Origin of the sequence: Vibrio gallicus (assembly GCF_024346875.1) — a bacterium.
Taxonomy (GTDB): Bacteria; Pseudomonadota; Gammaproteobacteria; order Enterobacterales; family Vibrionaceae; genus Vibrio; species Vibrio gallicus.
Window position 1 is genome coordinate 512,780 of the sequence record NZ_AP024872.1, and the last position, 16,725, is coordinate 529,504.

Below are 16,725 nucleotides of genomic sequence, written 5' to 3' on the forward strand. Positions count from 1 at the left end.
ATTTGGACATTTCTATTAATTTAGTAGGCAAAACCTATCAAACAGGTGTAATCACACATCTCTAAACCCTGCTTTTGATAAACCTGAATCTCATGCATAACACGCAGGACATTCTTCTGGCGTAAATTCCTTAACACCACTTAAGTGCGCAATATGCTCATTCCCCGCATCCAGTCCCATTTGATAGCCGACATCTAACACCTCACGCTTTCTCGTTAAGCGCTTTACTGGAAACTCTTCTGGTGGTGCGATAACGCGAATTGTGGCATCCACTGGCGGGCAGCGAATAAAGTCTAATGCTTGATTGTATCGCTTAGCTCGAGTTTGCAGTGCTTGTGCAACCACTGGGTTATCTGACAATAAGCGCTTCATCAACCAATGGCTGTTCGACTCTGGCATTGAATAGTTTATGGGATGAGAAAGGATCACCGTAATATCGCGCGCGCCTTTGCGATACGCTTCTTTTACTGGGATTGAATCTGCCACTGCGCCATCGGTAAAACATCCGCCGCTAAAACATGGCATCTCTTTATATGCCACTGGCAATGCAGTCGTCGCTTCGATGACATTACGCATATTGTGCTGGGTTATTTGAAAGTAATTGGCTCTTCCTGTTTCGATATCGGTTGTTGCCGCATACAGCGGAATATTGGAAAAAAGTTTTTCTATATCAAGAGGGTACTCTTGCAAGGATGTTTCACTTAACCATTTAACATCCGTTAAATGTCCGCCAGTGGCAAAGCGTGCCAGACTGTAGAACCCCTTGCTAGGTGCAAGCTCGGTAATAATTTTATAGTTGCGTCTAGATTGCCCAGATAGATAGCCAAGTAGGTTTGAGGCCCCAGCAGAAACACCAATACAAAACTGAAACGGTTGGTACTGACGCTCAATAAACGCATCTAGCACACCAGCTGCGAAGATACCGCGCATCGCGCCGCCTTCAACCACTAACGCTTTTTTATCCATAACTGTTACTCAGATAACTTCATTCTTGCTATATAGCAACCAGACGAATCTCTCCATCTAGCCTGAAAAGAAAAAAGGCGCATACCGCAGCGCAGTATGACACCTTTTAACACGGTCATAACTTAGCTCTTAGGAGCGAAACTAAGCTATGAATACCATAAAACTAAGTCAGTCTTAGATTTTACCAACTAGGTCTAGAGAAGGAGCTAGTGTCTCTTCGCCTTCTTTCCACTTAGCTGGGCAAACTTCACCTGGGTTAGCAGCAACATACTGTGCAGCTTTAACCTTGCGTAGTAGGTCTTCAGCGTCACGGCCAATACCTTCAGCAGTGATTTCCATTGCTTGGATAACGCCTTCTGGGTCAATTAGGAAAGTAGCACGGTCCGCAAGACCTTGACCTTCGCGCATTACATTGAAGTTGTTAGTGATAGTGCCAGTTTGGTCACCTACCATGAAGTACTCGATAGTACCGATCTTGTCAGAAGTGTCGTGCCACGCTTTGTGAGAGAAATGCGTGTCAGTTGATACTGAGTAAACTTCAACGCCGCGAGACTGAAGCTCTGAATATTTGTCTTGCAGGTCAACTAGCTCAGTAGGACATACGAAAGTAAAGTCTGCTGGGTAGAAGAAGAATACAGCCCACTTACCTTTAACGTCTTTTTCTGAAATTTCTACGAACTCACCGTTTTTGAATGCTGTAGCTTGAAATGGTTTGATTTCTGAATTAATCATAATTTTAATCTCTTTTTTTAGTTGTTGATGACGCTGTCCCGCGTCGATGGATATATAATGCATCCCCACCCCAAAATTGTGAAATTGGACGTTTCTATTGATTCAATAGATAATTCCTATCTTAAAATAGGCAACAGCTATTAACGCCAATTCATTGATTAGTAACGGCTAATAAAATTCACACATCACACCTAACCTTCAATACGGTCGCTGGCATTCAATAAACGAAAAACCGCTCTAACACGAGTTTAGAGCGGCTTGATTACGGCTAGCTTTTTAGCAGACGATTATTTCGTGGGCATAGGCAGTATTTCAAATAACCCGTCGAATTCATCCAAGGTAGCCGACAGTTGGCCAATCAGCTCAGCATTACCTTTTATGCTTGCTTCTCCAGATGAGACCAGCTGTTGTAAGGTGGTTTTACCTAATACTACCTTGGTAAAGTCCCCTTTGTTGATAATGAGCTCAACATCTACTTGTGGCAGTTTATCTACTTCAATATTCGCCATATTGGCATTGGAAACCTCTCCGTAATAGAGCTCGTTTAAGTCCGGATGATTAACACCAAATGTGAAGTTCAGTTTAGCTTGCTCAGCCTTGGGGGCATTAAGACTGACTGCCACATAATCTAAGAACATGCCGGTTGGGGTATTGGCAATCACATCTGCTGATGCCAGCTTAATTGAAGGCTTGATTTCTCCGGTTCTTAGCTCCGCTGCACCTTGTAGATAACTGTTACGCCACGCCATGGTTTCAGATTGATAGCCCTGCTGTTCAAAGCTATCGGCCAAAGCATAGCGATAGTCAAAATTATTTGGATCACACTGCACTAAATCATTAAACAGCTGTGATGCGGCTTGATACTCACCCTGTTTAAAATGCACTTGCCCGGCTTTAAATAGACTCTCAGCGCCAGCGGCGTTTACATAAACACATGCCTTATCCTTAGTTTGCAATGGATTTGTGTTAACTGGATTCATATCGTGATAGCCAAGATATAGATTCACTACCGCGCGAGCATTATGACTATAAGATCCGTGATAGCCATTGGTGTGCCATGTATCAAGCTGTGACTGAGGGACAATCTTTTCAATCTCTCGCCCGACATCATTTATCGTAACCCCATGATTCGCAAGGCGCATTGCCTGATTATGGATAAAGCCATAGTTATCACGTTGTAGGGTCATGTACTGAGAGATCTCATTAACATCGGTACCAGTTTCATTCCACACCGGCGCCGAGTGCGCGGCGTGAATATTGTCAACCAAACCACTATCGACAAAGCGCATTTTTAGCTCAGTTAGGTACTTGGTCCATACTAAGGCATCACGCACCTTAGCCCCTCGGAAGGTGTAGATATTATGCATACCATCATAGGTAAGCTCTGCGGTGTTCAATGAGCGATACTGCGGAATATAAAGCACAATTTCAGCGGGCGCTTCCGCGCCAGGCATATTAATTGCGTGGAAATCAAGGCCATCAATAGTAACGACCTTCTCTCGCGCTTGGATCTCAGTGGTTGGCGCCACCAGCGTTACCTCACCACGCGATGTTCCAAGCCCTAACGCATTATCTACGATACCTTTAGTGTTGTTATCTAAGGTCGTGCCGTATTGATAATTGGCACGACGCCCCATGGCCGTACCGGCGATAACGTTTTCATCGGCAAGCTCTTTAATAAAATCTTTTGGTGCATAGATCTGGGCGTTTTTATCAAAATCACCCGATTCAAAGATGCCACGAGAACCACCAAAATGGTCTGCATGCATGTGCGAATAAATCATTCCCGTAATTTTGTGCTCGCGATTAATAGCAGGCAGATGCTGCTTGGCGAATTTCCATGACGCCTGCGCCGCTTGCCTTGATAGCAATGGATCATGAATTACGTAGCCATTATCGGAGCGGTAGATGGTCATGTTCGATAAATCAGCACCTCGAATTTGATACACGCCATCAGCGACTTGATATAAGCCGCCTGCCGCATAATTCAACATACCTTGACGCCAGATAGATGGGTTTACCGTTGCTGGAAGGTCAGTTACCGACATATCTGTCATGTATTCAAAGCGGTTTTTAAGCTCGCCGGCTTCGTGGGTACCAAACTCAGCAATCAAGCCGCGCTCAGTGCGGCTAAAAGCGGAAGTATCTTGCCAAGGTAGGGTTTTCGCCAGCTGCGCATTTTCCTTTGCGGTGTGCTCTGTTGCAGGTTTACCTTCATAGGTGTCTATAGAAGCGTAATCATTGGCAGTTGCGCCAAAAGAGATGATTACAGCTAAAGAAAGTACTGAAGGTGCAAAGTTGATTTTCATGCTAAGCCTCGATATGTGTCTCAATGGGTATGACGCTAATTTAACCAATTGACACATCACGATATATAAATGAAACTTGATTCAATACATCACGTTTCACTATGGGTTAGCCATGATAAATGACATCGATTTGAATCTGCTACGGGTGTTCTCTGTTGTATATAGACATCAATCTATCACCTTGGCCGCCGAGGAATTACACATGACTCAGCCCGGTGTGAGTGGTTTGCTAAAGCGCCTTCAACAGCAAGTAGGCAGCCAGCTATTTGTACGTTCAGGGCGAGGTATTGCGCCGACTCGGGACGCGCAAGAATTGATTCGTCAGCTTGAACCGGCGCTTGTTCAAATCAATAACGCTCTGCAAAATTTAGAAGGGTTTAATATCAACTCCCCACATCGATTTGTGGTGTATACCTCGGAACCGGTGATGCTGATGCTACTTCCTATAATTGAGCAAGACACCGAACTTGGAAATATCACAATCGAGCTGCGGCCTACTCGCTCCAACCAAGAACAACTTATAAATGATCTTCATCAGCGCCAAGCCGATTTATCCATAGAGTTCTCAAACTACGCCTCCAGTTCTTTCTTTACTGAAGACCTATTTGAAGATGAGATGTGTGTTATCGCTCGACGTGGACATCCGGGCGTGAAAGGTACTCTATCGACAACCGAGTTTTATCGGCAACGTCATATCACATTAAAGCTGCGCCGCAATCAATTCTATCTTGCCGATTACTTCTCTAAGGAAACGCTGCAAGCAAGAGACGTTGCCGCTGAATGCACATCATTGGTGTCACAAATGTCAATGGTGTCGATTAGTGACTGCATCGCGACCGTAAGCAAAAGTATTGCCGATATGTTCGCTGATAAACTCGAAATTCAGGTGTTATCGCCACCCTTTACCGCCACCCCAATTGGATACCGTCTAATGGTGCATAACCGCGATAAAAACAGTCCCGCCAACATGTGGTTGAGAAACAAACTGAAGTCGTATTTTTGATGTTTGGATGGTATAGAAATAGCGGCAATGGCAAGCCATTGCCGCTAATTCAATCGATTATTCGTCTAAAGCACTAGAGTTTGGGCGCAGTTGTAACTGAATGCCCATTAAAAAGTTGCGTAGAATTTGGTCTTTACACTCACGGTAATGCTTATTTTCAGGCTTGCGGAAAAATGAACTTAATTCATGCTTACTCAGGCGAAAATCAACCACCTCTAACACTTCTATAATATCCTCAGCTTTCAAATTAAGCGCAATGCGCAGCTTCTGAAATACCATATTGTTATTCAAACGCTGTTCAGGTATCGGTTGCTCGCCGTCTCGCTTACCACGTTTTAGGTTAATAAATCCATTTAGAAATATCGCTAATTCTGTATCGCTAAGTTTGATAAAAGTCTCTTGCTCCTCTTTACTTAGCCAAGCAATAACTTGTTCCTTAGTTACACTTAAATCTGCCAGAGAGAAAATTTCAATTACAGCATTATCTTTTAGGTCAAATGTGTAACGTATACGACGCAAAATATCATTATTAGTCAAAATAGATCCTAATCTTGGTAAACCCAGCACTATCAAAACGTGAGCTGAAGGTGGTTGGATGTTACCAGATTTATCATCTAGTCCCTATTACTTGTGCATCTAGGCATATAAATCCAACCATGACGCATTTAGATGCATAATGCCAACACCGAGAATATTAAGTAATTTCTGTTTAGTTTTTTGAACTGGCGCTAATTTTTGTTTATCAAAACGTGAGCTAACAGGCACAACGCGGGGTAAGTCCTTTTTTTCAACATTAGCCCGCCTATCATGTACGACAATAATACATACAACGAGAAAGAAACATGAAAAAAACTCTTGTCTTAGCTGGTTCTATACTGCTTGCCCTACCAGCGGCTGCCAACGTTCTTGACAACGGCGTATCTCACCCTGTTCCTGCTGACAAATTTGATATGACTAACTGGAAGATCACTATCCCTTCAGATATCAATAAAGATGGCAAAGTAGATGAGATCGAAGGCGTAGCTATGCTTAGCTATTCGCATGAAAATTTCTTTCATTTGGACAAAGATGGCAACCTAGTATTTGAAGTACAAAACAAAGCCATTACAACAAAAAATTCGAAGAATGCACGCTCTGAACTACGTCAAATGCCACGTGGCGCCGACTTTGATAACATTCTGACTGATTCTAAGTTGAACCAGTGGGCACTTAGTAGCCATCCACAAGCAGACCAATATAGCGCTGTTGGTGGCACATTAGAGGCAACATTAAAGGTTAATCACGTTTCTCTACATGCTAAATACCCTAACAAATTCCCTGCATACTCAGTCGTTGTTGGTCAGATCCACGCTAAAGGCCACAAAGACCTTATCGCTAAAAATGTAGGTTATGGCTACGGCAACGAGCCTATAAAAATCTTCTACAAAAAATTCCCTGATCACGAATACGGTTCAGTATTTTGGAACTACGAGCGTAACCTAGCTAAAAACGATCCAAACCGTGAAGATATTGCATACCCAGTATGGGGTAACACATGGGAGAATCCAGCAGAACCGGGTAAAGCAGGCATCGCTCTTGGTGAAGAGTTCAGCTACAGCATTGAAGTTAAGGGCACAATCATGCACCTAACATTCAAATCAGCTAACCACGACACTGTTACCTATGACATTGACTTGAGCAAGGGTATTGATGCTAAAGACAATGCAATCGGCTACGCAAAAGATGACTTCTACTTCAAAGCTGGTGCTTACGGCCAATGTAGCACCCAAGAAGCTCACCCAGTATGGGGCCCTGGTTGTAAAGGCACTGGTGATTTCGCTATCGATAAAAAGAATGGCGACTACAACAGCGTAAGCTTCTCAGCATTAAAACTAAACGGTAAATAGTTGACGGTTTAATCCCCCAAACATTCAATTCTACTGCTTGGCCTTCCTCCGTTATCGGAGGAAGGCCTTTTCGTATCACTCTACTTAAAGTTAGCAGCCTGCTACTACACCGATAAACAAGTTCAGCAGTGGCTATAAGCCAACAATCAAAGTGTGTATAAATGCCTATATTTGGACATAAAAAGACCCCCAATAATTGGTTGTCCAACTATTGGAGGTCAATTAAAGAAAATGCCCCAAACTTCTTGGGGCATTTTTGTTTTTACTCTTGGGGCATTTTAGATTTAAACATATATAAAAATATATGAGCTTGACTGTATGTATAAACAGTAGTGGAGGTTATGTATCGATCCTCCACCAGCCCTTTAAATGCTTATTCCCAATCGAGGATAACCTTACCGGAAAGCCCGCTACGCATAGCATCGAAGCCTTTTTGGAAGTCATCAACCTTGTAGTGATGAGTGATAATTGGAGTTAGATCTAGACCTGATTGAATCAAGCTTGCCATCTTGTACCAAGTCTCAAACATCTCGCGTCCGTAGATCCCTTTGATCACCAGACCTTTAAAGATCACCTGGTTCCAGTCAATGCCCATGTCTGACGGTGGAATACCCAATAGTGCAATACGACCACCGTGGTTCATCGCTTCTAGCATTGAACTAAACGCCGCTTGTACACCGGACATCTCAAGACCCACATCAAAACCCTCTGACATATTCAATTCTGTCATTACATCTTTAAGGTCTTCTTTAGCCACGTTTACAGCGCGTGTTACGCCCATTTGACGAGCAAGATCTAAGCGGTATTCGTTAACGTCGGTAATAACTACGTGGCGCGCCCCTACATGCCTTGCTACGGCAGCTGCCATAATGCCAATTGGGCCCGCGCCTGTGATAAGCACGTCTTCTCCAACTAAATCAAATGACAAAGCGGTATGTACTGCATTCCCAAACGGGTCAAAGATAGACGCTAAATCATCAGAGATGCCCTCTGGGATCTTAAATGCGTTAAACGCAGGGATCACTAGGTATTCAGAAAAAGAGCCAGTGCGGTTAACGCCTACCCCAATAGTGTTGCGGCATAGGTGTGTACGACCACCACGGCAGTTACGGCAATGACCACAGGTAATATGGCCTTCACCAGATACGCGATCACCTATTTCAAAGCCGCGTACCTCTTGACCAATCGCAACCACTTCACCCACATATTCGTGACCTACAACCATAGGGACAGGAATGGTGTTTTGTGACCACTCGTCCCAGTTATAGATATGAACATCCGTACCACAAATCGCGGTTTTTTTGATCTTGATTAGCAGGTCATTATGCCCCATTTCAGGCATATCGACCTCGTTCATCCAGATACCTTGTTCTGGCTTGAGTTTAGAAAGTGCTTTAATTTTCATTATTTTATCAACCCCATGTCACGACCTACTTCGATAAATGCATCAATTGCACGGTCGAGCTGATCGCGAGAATGTGCTGCAGACATTTGAGTACGAATACGTGCTTGCCCTTTCGGCACAACCGGGAAAGAGAAACCAATTACATAGATCCCTTTAGCCAATGCCCGGTCAGCAAATTCAGCTGCTACCTTTGCATCACCTAGCATGATTGGGATGATTGCGTGGTCCGCACCGCCCATAGTAAAGCCCGCATCTTCCATACGAGTACGGAAATGAGCCGCGTTTTCCCACAGCTGGTCACGTAAAGAGCCACTTTCCGCAAGCAGGTCTAATACGCGTAGTGAAGCAGATACGATAGCCGGTGCAACAGAGTTAGAGAATAGGTATGGACGTGAGCGCTGACGCAGCCAATCAATCACCTCTTTCTTACCTGAGGTGTAGCCACCTGACGCGCCACCCATTGCTTTGCCTAGCGTGCCTGTGACGATATCGATGCGGTCCATCACATTATGATAATCATGTGTTCCTGCACCGGTTTCACCCATAAAGCCGACGGCGTGAGAGTCATCAACCATAACCAATGCCTCATATTTATCCGCTAGGTCACAGATAGCTGGCAGGTTAGCTACGACACCGTCCATAGAGAAAACGCCATCGGTTACGATTAGAGTATTACGAGCGCCCGCCTCTTTAGCCGCAATTAATTGTTGCTCAAGCTCTTGCATGTTGTTGTTGGAGTAGCGAAAACGCATCGCTTTGCACAAGCGAACACCATCGATAATAGAAGCATGATTGAGCGCATCAGAGATAATCGCATCTTCTTTGCCAAGAATGGTTTCAAATAAACCCGTGTTGGCATCAAAGCACGAGGTATAAAGGATGGTGTCTTCCATACCTAGGAACGCAGACAACTTATCTTCAAGCTGCTTATGGATATCTTGAGTACCACAAATGAAGCGAACCGATGCCATACCAAAGCCGTATTGGTCCATACCTTGTTGCGCTGCTTTAATAAGCTCAGGATGATTGGCAAGACCTAAGTAGTTGTTTGCACAGAAGTTTAGTACATCTTCACCGCTAGATATTGATACTAGGGCCTGCTGTTGAGAAGTGATAATACGTTCAGATTTATACAAACCCTCAGATTTTACTTCTTCAATTTGTTGTTGGATTTGCTTATAAAACGCTGAAGACATGATTCGATCATCCTATTTAGTATTGGCAGTCAGGTGTAAAATATTGCCCTACACAGACACAAGCTTTATAGATTTACAGTGTAAAGAGATTCTAGTTGAAAGCCGATGCGAGTATAATACCCCACATGGAAAATCATTTGTGAATCTAAGGCACAAGTTATGAAAACTACTCAGTTAGTGGCATTACTACCCGACCTTGCCAGCTATACATTAGTCGTCCAACAAGGTAGTTTTACTAATGCAGCCAATAGCTTAGCTATGACACCCTCAGCAGTTTCAAAAACAATAAACCGCTTAGAGCGTGCATTAGAAGTGAAACTTATCGAGCGTAGCACGCGCCGCCTTCGTATCACAGAAGAGGGACAAAAGGTTTATGAGCAGGCATTGCAGATGTTAAATGCGGCCCAGCAAGCGGTAGAGATCTCCTCAACGAATCACTCTCAAGCCCAAGGTAGCCTATCTATTTGTGCCCCTGAAGCCTTTCTTAGTGTGGTATTACAACCGCTTATCATAGATTTTCTAAAGCAATATCCCAATATACAGATAAAAGCGCGAGCACTAGATGGCTCGGTCGATATCCAAAAACTGGGCATTGATGTGGCGTTTCGTCTGTCAGATACCCCCGACGAACAGTTGGTGCTCAAAGAACTAGGAAGCACCCACCTGTTGCTGTGCGCAAGTAAGCCCTATCTAATGAAGCACGGTACACCACAACGACCTAGTGATCTGTTGGCCCATAACTGTTTGTACCTTGCCGAAACTGAGCATGACAATGTGTGGACCTTTGATAAGAATGGCATATCTCAATCGGTTAGCGTCAGTGGAAGATATGCAGTAAACCAAGCACAACTGAGGCTAGACGGTGTAAAAAATCACCTTGGGATCGGTTTATTCCATGACTTTGTCGCCGAACAAGCGTTAAAAAAGGGAGAGATTGTACAAGTCTTAGCCGATTGGACAGTAAAGAGTAACCATCATGGGAGTGTTCAATTGCAATACGCTCACACGAAATATATGCCGCAGAGACTAAGGCTATTCATCGAATATATAAACCAAGCCCTATAATACCTATTAGGTCACATTTAGATAAATACTAACAATCCAACTTATTGGAGAGCAACATGATTCAATTTCCCGAACATTTTCTATGGGGTGGCGCGATCGCCGCAAACCAAGTAGAAGGCGCCTACCGACAACACGGCAAAGGGCTTTCAACCGCAGATATGTTGCCACAAGGTATACTCAGCCCTCACCAGACCACATCACAACGTACCGCCGGTATTAAAGATCTCGCCATCGATTTTTATAATCGCTACCCGCAAGACATCGCCCTATTCAAAGAGATGGGCTTTACCTGCTTACGGCTCTCAATTGCGTGGACCCGCATCTTTCCTAACGGCGACGATGAACAGCCCAACCAAGCAGGCCTTGCCTACTACGATGAAATATTCGATGAGCTAGCGAAACACAATATCACCCCATTTGTGACATTGTCACACTATGAAATGCCGTATAACTTGGTTGAGAACTATAATGGTTGGGGTGACCGCCGAGTTATTGGATTCTTTGAAAAATATGCCCGCACTGTTTTCGAACGCTTTGGCTCAAAGGTAAAACTGTGGCTAACCTTCAATGAAATAAATATGTCATTACACGCCCCTTTTACGGGTGTAGGGCTACAAGAAAATGCCACCAAACAACAGATCTACCAAGCGATACATCATCAACTTGTTGCCAACGCCAAAGCGGTAAACCTGTGCCATGAGATCATTGCCGACGCTAAAATAGGCAATATGCTACTCGGTGCGATAAATTACCCACTAACCTGTCACCCTGACGATGTCATGGCTGCGATACACGAAAACAATCAATGGCTTTTCTTTGGCGATGTACAAACCCGAGGTAAATATCCAGGTTACATGCTGCGTTACTTCAGAGAAAACAGCATTGAGATAAAGATGTTACCTGGCGATCTCGATACCATTGCCAGTGCCAGTGTCGACTTTATCTCGTTTAGTTATTATGCCAGCGGTTGCGCGAGTGCTGACCCAATGCAAAAGCAAGTCGGTAACATTGTCGATAGCGTCCCTAACCCTCATCTACAGCAGAGCGAATGGGGTTGGTTAATTGACCCTAAAGGTCTGAGAATCTTGCTTAATATGCTGTACGATCGCTACCAAAAGCCGCTATTTATCGTAGAGAACGGCCTTGGCGCAAAAGATACGCTCGATGAAAACAATCAAGTTAACGATGATTACCGTATCTCTTATCTTAACGACCATTTAGTTCAAGCTCACCAAGCCTTACTTGATGGTGTTGAACTGATGGGCTTCACCTCATGGGGACCGATTGATTTGGTGGCCAATTCAACCGCGCAGATGAGCAAACGCTATGGCTATATCTATGTTGACCGTGACGATGAAGGGAACGGGGATCTGACCCGAATTAAGAAAAAAAGCTTCTATTGGTATAAAGATATAATAGCGACTCGTGGCGCCAATCTAAAAACAGAATAACTTAATAGCAGACACAATAATGGCTCAAGCACCTGATGTATGAGCCATTTTTTGTTGCTTCTCTATTTAGCTCGTAGGTGAGAGTGCCACCTTCACCCGCCATATATAAAACTAATGCTTTATCATTTGGCTATGCCACGTATAATCGCCGCTCGTTTGCATAATCCCAACAGTTAAAGAGTACCAGCATGTCAAAAATGTTTTTTAAAGGCCGTATTGAAACAAGACAAAACCACGTAATGTCTGGCTACAACGTAAATCGTGACGTAAAGGCTGGCACTGAAGGATCACCTATTTCAGTCACCGTTGCCAGTGCAGAGCGCAGAGCCGAGCTTGAAGAAATTGTGCAACAGCACTCGATTGTGGCAAACATTGTGGTAGATGCAGAGCAACCAGAAAACACCGTTGAACTTGATACGCTACTCAACAAACCCAAAACCACCGTATTTGAAAAGACCCCCAACCGAAATGACCCATGCAGTTGTGGTAGCGGCAAAAAATACAAAAAATGTTGTGCATAAATAGCCTATTGTCGCCGCGATTGGGTGGCGACAACGCTTTAATATCCGCTATTTTAATAGCCTTAGTGATATTTTGAATCAAGAAAACGAATCCAACTGAGCGTGGCTTCATCGGAATGTATTTGGTTAGCCTTTTGCGCATGCAGCAAGGCTTTCTTACCATCCCCTAAGCGATAGTAAACCTGTGCCGTAGTCAGCTCTTTTCGAGCACTGCTTTGCAAAAGTTCCAACTGAGCTATTGCCTGTTGATAGTGCTTATTTTGCATCAACAACTGAATATACGGCCAGCGATAGTCACTATCTATAGACGCCGCCCTTGCCCACGCCTGCAAAGCATCATCCCACTCTCTGGCTAACTGCCAATACTTAGCCTCTATTGCTAAATCATTGGCAGATACTGGTTTGCTATTATTCAATTGATGAAATATTTGCGCCGAGCTTTCGGGTACTCCCTGTTTTGCATACAGCTGAGCCATCATCCGATATTGGCTTGAGGTTAACTCAAATCCAGCGCGCTCGAACTGCTTTAAGGTCGCTAAGGCTTGCGGGTAATTTCTCGTTCTAAGCTGCAGATTCACCGCTTGTGTCCACCATTTTTCGCGCTTAGGCTCGATAGCGCGCAATGCGAATGTGGTTTCAAGAGCACGACTCCAGCGTTTCAAAGAAAGTTCAGCCGCTAATTGCAGGCGAAGCACTGAAGTATCGGCTTTTCCCGCCTGTGCGTAAAAATTTTGAACCGCAGTTAAAACCGGTTTCCAATTCTCTAGCTGATAATTAGCTTGCGCAATACGTAGCCAGACCTTTTGTACAGACGCGGCATCTAGGCTAGGTTTTTGTTTATTTTGTACAATTACCTGATGGTAGTTGGCTAGTGCCTCAGGCACCTTTGCATTGGAAAGCTGTATATCAGCTAACATTATTTGCGTTTCAAGGTGTTGCTCTATGGGCAACCCCTTAGATTGTATAGCGCGAGTCAGCGCCGTCTCCGCCTTACTGTTTTGCTGTTGTTGCCAGTATAAAATCCCAAGCATTCTTTGCACATAACTGGTATCAAACGCGCGACTAGAGTCCACCGATTCTAATACCTTAATCGCTTTTACACTCTGGTCGTTACTTTGAAATTCATACGCTTGCTGAACCCGCGCCGCAACGAAGCGGCTTAGCTCTTGGGCTGAGAGGTTTGAGCCCAACATGCCAAACATTAACACTGCCAATATCGCAATTATTCTATTGATCATTGCAGCTTAAACTCCAACTTTATCGTCTGTCCCTGCAATGGTTGCGGCTCACCATCGACCATCAAAGGTTGATAGCGCCAGTTTTTTAAGGCTCGAGATGCTTCTTTATCAAAGATGCGGCGCGGTTTACTTTGCAACACCTTAATATTAACCGGAGTGCCAGCCTTATTTATGGTAAAACTGAGCACCACATACCCTTCTATCTTTCGTCTAAGCGCCATTGTTGGATAGCGAGGCTCCATACGATGCAAAGGCATTAATTGCTGATTTTGCCCTATATTGATAGCACTCGGGCTGGTAATCGCGAGCCCCGTTACCGATCTATCTATCGCTACCTTAGGTAAATCCAGATTTTCCAGTGACAGCGCTGGCTGAGGAAAATGTGATGTGGTCGTTATCTTGGTTGTGGGCGCTTGAACTTGCTTAGGTGGAGGCTCGGGCAATAGGCGCTGACGGCGTAAAAGCGGGCTCTGCTGCTCTAGCTGCACAATATCAAAGTGTACGCTTGGGCTTTGCTCAGGTATTTGGGTCTTACCCAGATTCACAAGCCAAGTCATAGAGCCAAATACAAAAAAGGTCATCAGCAGCGCCACTGGCAATACAATAAACAGTCTCTTCATGCTGTTCTCTATTTGGCCGCTGTCGCCAGAGCAATCTTCGCTACCCCAGCCCCTTTCACGCCATCCATAACCTCAACTACAGTGCCATTAAAAGCAAATTTATCCGCTTGAATAACCACTGACGCTTCTGGTTTATCAATCAACATTCCTTCAATAGTCGCCTGTACCCGTTCGATATCAATAAGGCGCTTGTCGATATAAATTTGATTGGTATCTGTGATAGCAATAAATATACCTGCATCTTTTTGGCTAGTCGCATGCGCCGCTTGCGGTCGATTTACCTCAACACCAGATTCCCTTACAAATGAACTGGTTACAATAAAGAATATCAGCATAATAAATACGATATCTAACATAGAGGTCATATCTATTTGCGCTTCTTCGTTTGATTGACGTCGACGTCCTAATCTCATCACTAAGCCTCTATTCGCTAATTCGCAGGAGTCGCTCTAAGTGCAACTGTTTACGCTCTGCCAATGCATATAATCTTGAATAGACAAACATGCCGACAAGCGCTGCTACCATACCTGCCATTGTGGGTAAGGTTGCCATTGATATACCTGACGCCATAAGGCGCGGCTCACTGTTTCCTTGTATTGCCATCACATCGAATACTGAAATCATCCCAGTAACGGTTCCCAACAACCCCAGCATAGGGAACATGCTAACCAACACCTTGATTAATGAAAGAGAGCGCTTAAGCCTAGCTTGAGATATCGAAAGCCAAGCCTCTCTTTGTGAGATGGCATACCATGAATGACGGTCTGTTCGCTGTTGCCACTTGCCAACCCAATACTGCTGACTTTTAGGAAACACCCAATACAAATACAAAACTCGGTCTAGCACCAATACCCAGAATACAACAACTACCGCAGCCAACCACCACAAAACTGGGCCACCTCGAAACATCAGCTCTTGTAAAGAGCTGACAAAGGGAACATCACCTGCCATGGCCCAGATAGATGACCAGCCACTCATTATGATGCAACCTGTTTGCTTTCAAGTACTTGTTTACGTTCAGCACTTTGCGCTACCAGACCAACGCCCTGCTTCTCAATCACATTACGCACACCTTCACAAAGGCTAGATAACAGATTATGCATCAATAGCAGTGGCATAGCGGCAATTAAGCCTAATACCGTAGTAATCAGCGCCATAGAGATCCCACCAGCCATAATCCTAGGGTCCGCATTACCAAATTGAGTAATAGTTTGGAAGGTGTCAATCATTCCGGTCACCGTCCCTAAAAGGCCCAGCATCGGTGCCAGCGCTGCCAGCAATTTGATGGTAGAAATGCCACGGTCGAGAATCTGTTGCTCATCCATTACAGCTTCTAGCAAACGAAGCTCTAACGCTTCAATAGTCGTGCTTTGGTCTACTTTATGTACCAGCATAACTCGACCTAACGGGTTATCCGGTGTCGGCGAATCGATTGATTTGAGCTGTTTATTGATCTTTGATTTAATCGCCAGTAATACCATAGCGCGGTAAACCCCAATCAAAAGCCCAATAACCAGTAGTGCAATAATGATCTGACCAACCATCCCACCTTGTGCGATGCGCTGAGTTATGGTCGGGTTATGTGACAACTGCTCAAGCAACGTCCCGCGACTAGGGTCTACCGATAGCATCGGCATTTGCGAGATAATATTAGTGCTGGCGGTTAACGGATGCTTGGGCTGCACCCTATAGGCTGTTGCAAGATGGGTCTGTGAATTCCAAGCAAGGTAGCCAGAGTTATCGGCTAAACCAAACGCTCCCATGCGTAACACCTGCTTTTGCTCGATCTGCCCAGAGCCAGGTACAAAGGGAACAGTGATCATTGCAGCTAGCGAACTATTATCGATTTGATGAACATACGCCTGCCATAACCCATGTAATTGCGCTTTAGATGGAATCGTTTTCGCTTCAATAATATCGTCAATAGTGTGAATGTCTTTCTCTAACCCAATTGAGGCGACAGAGCGCTGCTGCTCAGTTTGTAACGCTTTTGCCGACTGACGAACAACACCAAATATCTCCCCCAAACTCCCTGTTGCGAGTGTCAAAGCCTTCTGCTTATCGGCTAACGTTTGTTCGTTTGTCTGGAATCGGCTACTTAAGGAATCGATAGTTTTATTGAGCTGGTTACGCTGCTTAACTAAGGCGTCGTACTCACGCTGTAACTGTTGCAGCTGACCTGCAAATTGTTGTTGTCGCTGCTTATTATGTTGTTGTTGAGTAGCTTTCGCCTTGATGGTCTGCTCGAGCAACGCTTGACTGGCATGACTTGGTATCGCATAGATCAGGGCTAACAGGGCAAGGCTTATTTTGATCAGGTGATGTTTCATCGC

Annotated in this window: 16 protein-coding genes; 5 read left to right on the forward strand and 11 right to left on the reverse strand. The window is 44.5% G+C overall.

Going from position 1 to position 16,725, the window contains the following annotated elements; all coding sequences use genetic code 11:
• Positions 1 to 90 precede the first annotated feature (90 nt).
• From OCU28_RS13975 to OCU28_RS13985, 3 genes are all read right to left on the reverse strand, one after another.
• A complete protein-coding gene (locus OCU28_RS13975) occupies positions 91 to 966 on the reverse strand; it encodes a patatin-like phospholipase family protein (RefSeq protein ID WP_261817509.1) in 876 nt (291 codons plus the stop codon).
• Between the two features lie 174 nt (positions 967 to 1,140).
• Complete coding sequence (gene ahpC, locus OCU28_RS13980) at positions 1,141 to 1,698, reverse strand: alkyl hydroperoxide reductase subunit C (RefSeq protein WP_261817510.1); 558 nt, start codon at positions 1,696 to 1,698, stop codon at positions 1,141 to 1,143.
• Between the two features lie 287 nt (positions 1,699 to 1,985).
• A complete protein-coding gene (locus tag OCU28_RS13985; protein ID WP_261817511.1) occupies positions 1,986 to 4,007 on the reverse strand; it encodes an alkyl/aryl-sulfatase in 2,022 nt (673 codons plus the stop codon).
• A 112-nt stretch (positions 4,008 to 4,119) separates the two neighbouring features.
• On the opposite strand from OCU28_RS13985, the gene OCU28_RS13990 reads away from it, so the two are divergent.
• The gene (locus tag OCU28_RS13990; RefSeq protein WP_261817512.1) at positions 4,120 to 5,010 is read left to right on the forward strand and encodes a LysR family transcriptional regulator; all 891 of its coding nucleotides are present in this window, start codon (positions 4,120 to 4,122) and stop codon (positions 5,008 to 5,010) included.
• A gap of 57 nt (positions 5,011 to 5,067) precedes the next feature.
• Here OCU28_RS13990 and OCU28_RS13995 read toward each other — a convergent pair whose 3' ends face one another.
• Complete coding sequence (locus tag OCU28_RS13995) at positions 5,068 to 5,547, reverse strand: YehS family protein (RefSeq protein ID WP_261817513.1); 480 nt, start codon at positions 5,545 to 5,547, stop codon at positions 5,068 to 5,070.
• A 305-nt stretch (positions 5,548 to 5,852) separates the two neighbouring features.
• Here OCU28_RS13995 and OCU28_RS14000 point away from each other — a divergent pair, with 305 nt between their 5' ends.
• Positions 5,853 to 6,896, forward strand: coding sequence for a polysaccharide lyase family 7 protein (locus OCU28_RS14000; RefSeq protein WP_261817514.1), 1,044 nt, complete (start codon positions 5,853 to 5,855; stop codon positions 6,894 to 6,896).
• Positions 6,897 to 7,269: 373 nt separating this feature from the next.
• Here OCU28_RS14000 and tdh read toward each other — a convergent pair whose 3' ends face one another.
• Both tdh and OCU28_RS14010 read right to left on the reverse strand, forming a co-directional pair.
• On the reverse strand, positions 7,270 to 8,301 hold the full coding sequence (tdh, locus tag OCU28_RS14005) for an L-threonine 3-dehydrogenase (protein WP_261817515.1): 1,032 nt from the start codon (positions 8,299 to 8,301) through the stop codon (positions 7,270 to 7,272).
• The gene (locus OCU28_RS14010) at positions 8,301 to 9,497 is read right to left on the reverse strand and encodes a glycine C-acetyltransferase (RefSeq protein WP_261817516.1); all 1,197 of its coding nucleotides are present in this window, start codon (positions 9,495 to 9,497) and stop codon (positions 8,301 to 8,303) included. The genes tdh and OCU28_RS14010 overlap by 1 nt, the downstream gene beginning before the upstream one ends.
• Before the next feature lie 159 nt (positions 9,498 to 9,656).
• On the opposite strand from OCU28_RS14010, the gene OCU28_RS14015 reads away from it, so the two are divergent.
• The 3 genes from OCU28_RS14015 to OCU28_RS14025 all read left to right on the forward strand — a co-directional run bounded on the left by OCU28_RS14015 (position 9,657) and on the right by OCU28_RS14025 (position 12,534).
• Positions 9,657 to 10,562 carry a LysR family transcriptional regulator gene (locus OCU28_RS14015; protein WP_261817517.1) on the forward strand — a complete coding sequence of 302 codons (906 nt, stop codon included), beginning with the start codon at positions 9,657 to 9,659 and terminating at the stop codon, positions 10,560 to 10,562.
• Positions 10,563 to 10,618: 56 nt separating this feature from the next.
• Complete coding sequence (locus tag OCU28_RS14020) at positions 10,619 to 12,013, forward strand: glycoside hydrolase family 1 protein (RefSeq protein ID WP_261817518.1); 1,395 nt, start codon at positions 10,619 to 10,621, stop codon at positions 12,011 to 12,013.
• Positions 12,014 to 12,201: 188 nt separating this feature from the next.
• Positions 12,202 to 12,534, forward strand: coding sequence for a PBPRA1643 family SWIM/SEC-C metal-binding motif protein (locus OCU28_RS14025; protein ID WP_261817519.1), 333 nt, complete (start codon positions 12,202 to 12,204; stop codon positions 12,532 to 12,534).
• Between the two features lie 62 nt (positions 12,535 to 12,596).
• Here OCU28_RS14025 and OCU28_RS14030 read toward each other — a convergent pair whose 3' ends face one another.
• Genes OCU28_RS14030 through OCU28_RS14050 form a run of 5 tightly spaced genes read right to left on the reverse strand, consistent with a single transcriptional unit; the run spans position 12,597 to position 16,722 of the window.
• Positions 12,597 to 13,772, reverse strand: a complete 1,176-nt coding sequence (locus OCU28_RS14030) for a tetratricopeptide repeat protein (RefSeq protein ID WP_261817520.1) — start codon at positions 13,770 to 13,772, stop codon at positions 12,597 to 12,599.
• A complete protein-coding gene (locus OCU28_RS14035; RefSeq protein WP_261817521.1) occupies positions 13,769 to 14,392 on the reverse strand; it encodes an energy transducer TonB in 624 nt (207 codons plus the stop codon). The genes OCU28_RS14030 and OCU28_RS14035 overlap by 4 nt, the downstream gene beginning before the upstream one ends.
• An 8-nt stretch (positions 14,393 to 14,400) precedes the next feature.
• The gene (locus tag OCU28_RS14040; RefSeq protein ID WP_261817522.1) at positions 14,401 to 14,805 is read right to left on the reverse strand and encodes an ExbD/TolR family protein; all 405 of its coding nucleotides are present in this window, start codon (positions 14,803 to 14,805) and stop codon (positions 14,401 to 14,403) included.
• A 10-nt stretch (positions 14,806 to 14,815) separates the two neighbouring features.
• A complete protein-coding gene (locus OCU28_RS14045) occupies positions 14,816 to 15,370 on the reverse strand; it encodes a MotA/TolQ/ExbB proton channel family protein (RefSeq protein WP_390623815.1) in 555 nt (184 codons plus the stop codon).
• A complete protein-coding gene (locus OCU28_RS14050; RefSeq protein WP_261817523.1) occupies positions 15,370 to 16,722 on the reverse strand; it encodes a MotA/TolQ/ExbB proton channel family protein in 1,353 nt (450 codons plus the stop codon). Before OCU28_RS14050 ends, OCU28_RS14045 begins: the two co-directional genes overlap by 1 nt.
• Positions 16,723 to 16,725 lie beyond the last annotated feature (3 nt).

Bases quoted from the DNA above. Each gene is read 5' to 3' on its own strand.
- OCU28_RS14035 (WP_261817521.1), bottom strand. From the start codon at position 14,392: ATGAAGAGACTGTTTATTGTATTGCCAGTGGCGCTGCTGATGACCTTT.
- tdh (WP_261817515.1), bottom strand. From the start codon at position 8,301: ATGAAAATTAAAGCACTTTCTAAACTCAAGCCAGAACAAGGTATCTGG.
- OCU28_RS14030 (WP_261817520.1), bottom strand. From the start codon at position 13,772: ATGATCAATAGAATAATTGCGATATTGGCAGTGTTAATGTTTGGCATG.
- OCU28_RS14045 (WP_390623815.1), bottom strand. From the start codon at position 15,370: ATGAGTGGCTGGTCATCTATCTGGGCCATGGCAGGTGATGTTCCCTTT.
- OCU28_RS14000 (WP_261817514.1), top strand. From the start codon at position 5,853: ATGAAAAAAACTCTTGTCTTAGCTGGTTCTATACTGCTTGCCCTACCA.
- OCU28_RS14025 (WP_261817519.1), top strand. From the start codon at position 12,202: ATGTCAAAAATGTTTTTTAAAGGCCGTATTGAAACAAGACAAAACCAC.
- OCU28_RS13975 (WP_261817509.1), bottom strand. From the start codon at position 966: ATGGATAAAAAAGCGTTAGTGGTTGAAGGCGGCGCGATGCGCGGTATC.
- OCU28_RS14010 (WP_261817516.1), bottom strand. From the start codon at position 9,497: ATGTCTTCAGCGTTTTATAAGCAAATCCAACAACAAATTGAAGAAGTA.
- OCU28_RS14020 (WP_261817518.1), top strand. From the start codon at position 10,619: ATGATTCAATTTCCCGAACATTTTCTATGGGGTGGCGCGATCGCCGCA.
- OCU28_RS14050 (WP_261817523.1), bottom strand. From the start codon at position 16,722: ATGAAACATCACCTGATCAAAATAAGCCTTGCCCTGTTAGCCCTGATC.
- OCU28_RS13990 (WP_261817512.1), top strand. From the start codon at position 4,120: ATGATAAATGACATCGATTTGAATCTGCTACGGGTGTTCTCTGTTGTA.
- OCU28_RS14015 (WP_261817517.1), top strand. From the start codon at position 9,657: ATGAAAACTACTCAGTTAGTGGCATTACTACCCGACCTTGCCAGCTAT.
- OCU28_RS13985 (WP_261817511.1), bottom strand. From the start codon at position 4,007: ATGAAAATCAACTTTGCACCTTCAGTACTTTCTTTAGCTGTAATCATC.
- ahpC (WP_261817510.1), bottom strand. From the start codon at position 1,698: ATGATTAATTCAGAAATCAAACCATTTCAAGCTACAGCATTCAAAAAC.
- OCU28_RS14040 (WP_261817522.1), bottom strand. From the start codon at position 14,805: ATGAGATTAGGACGTCGACGTCAATCAAACGAAGAAGCGCAAATAGAT.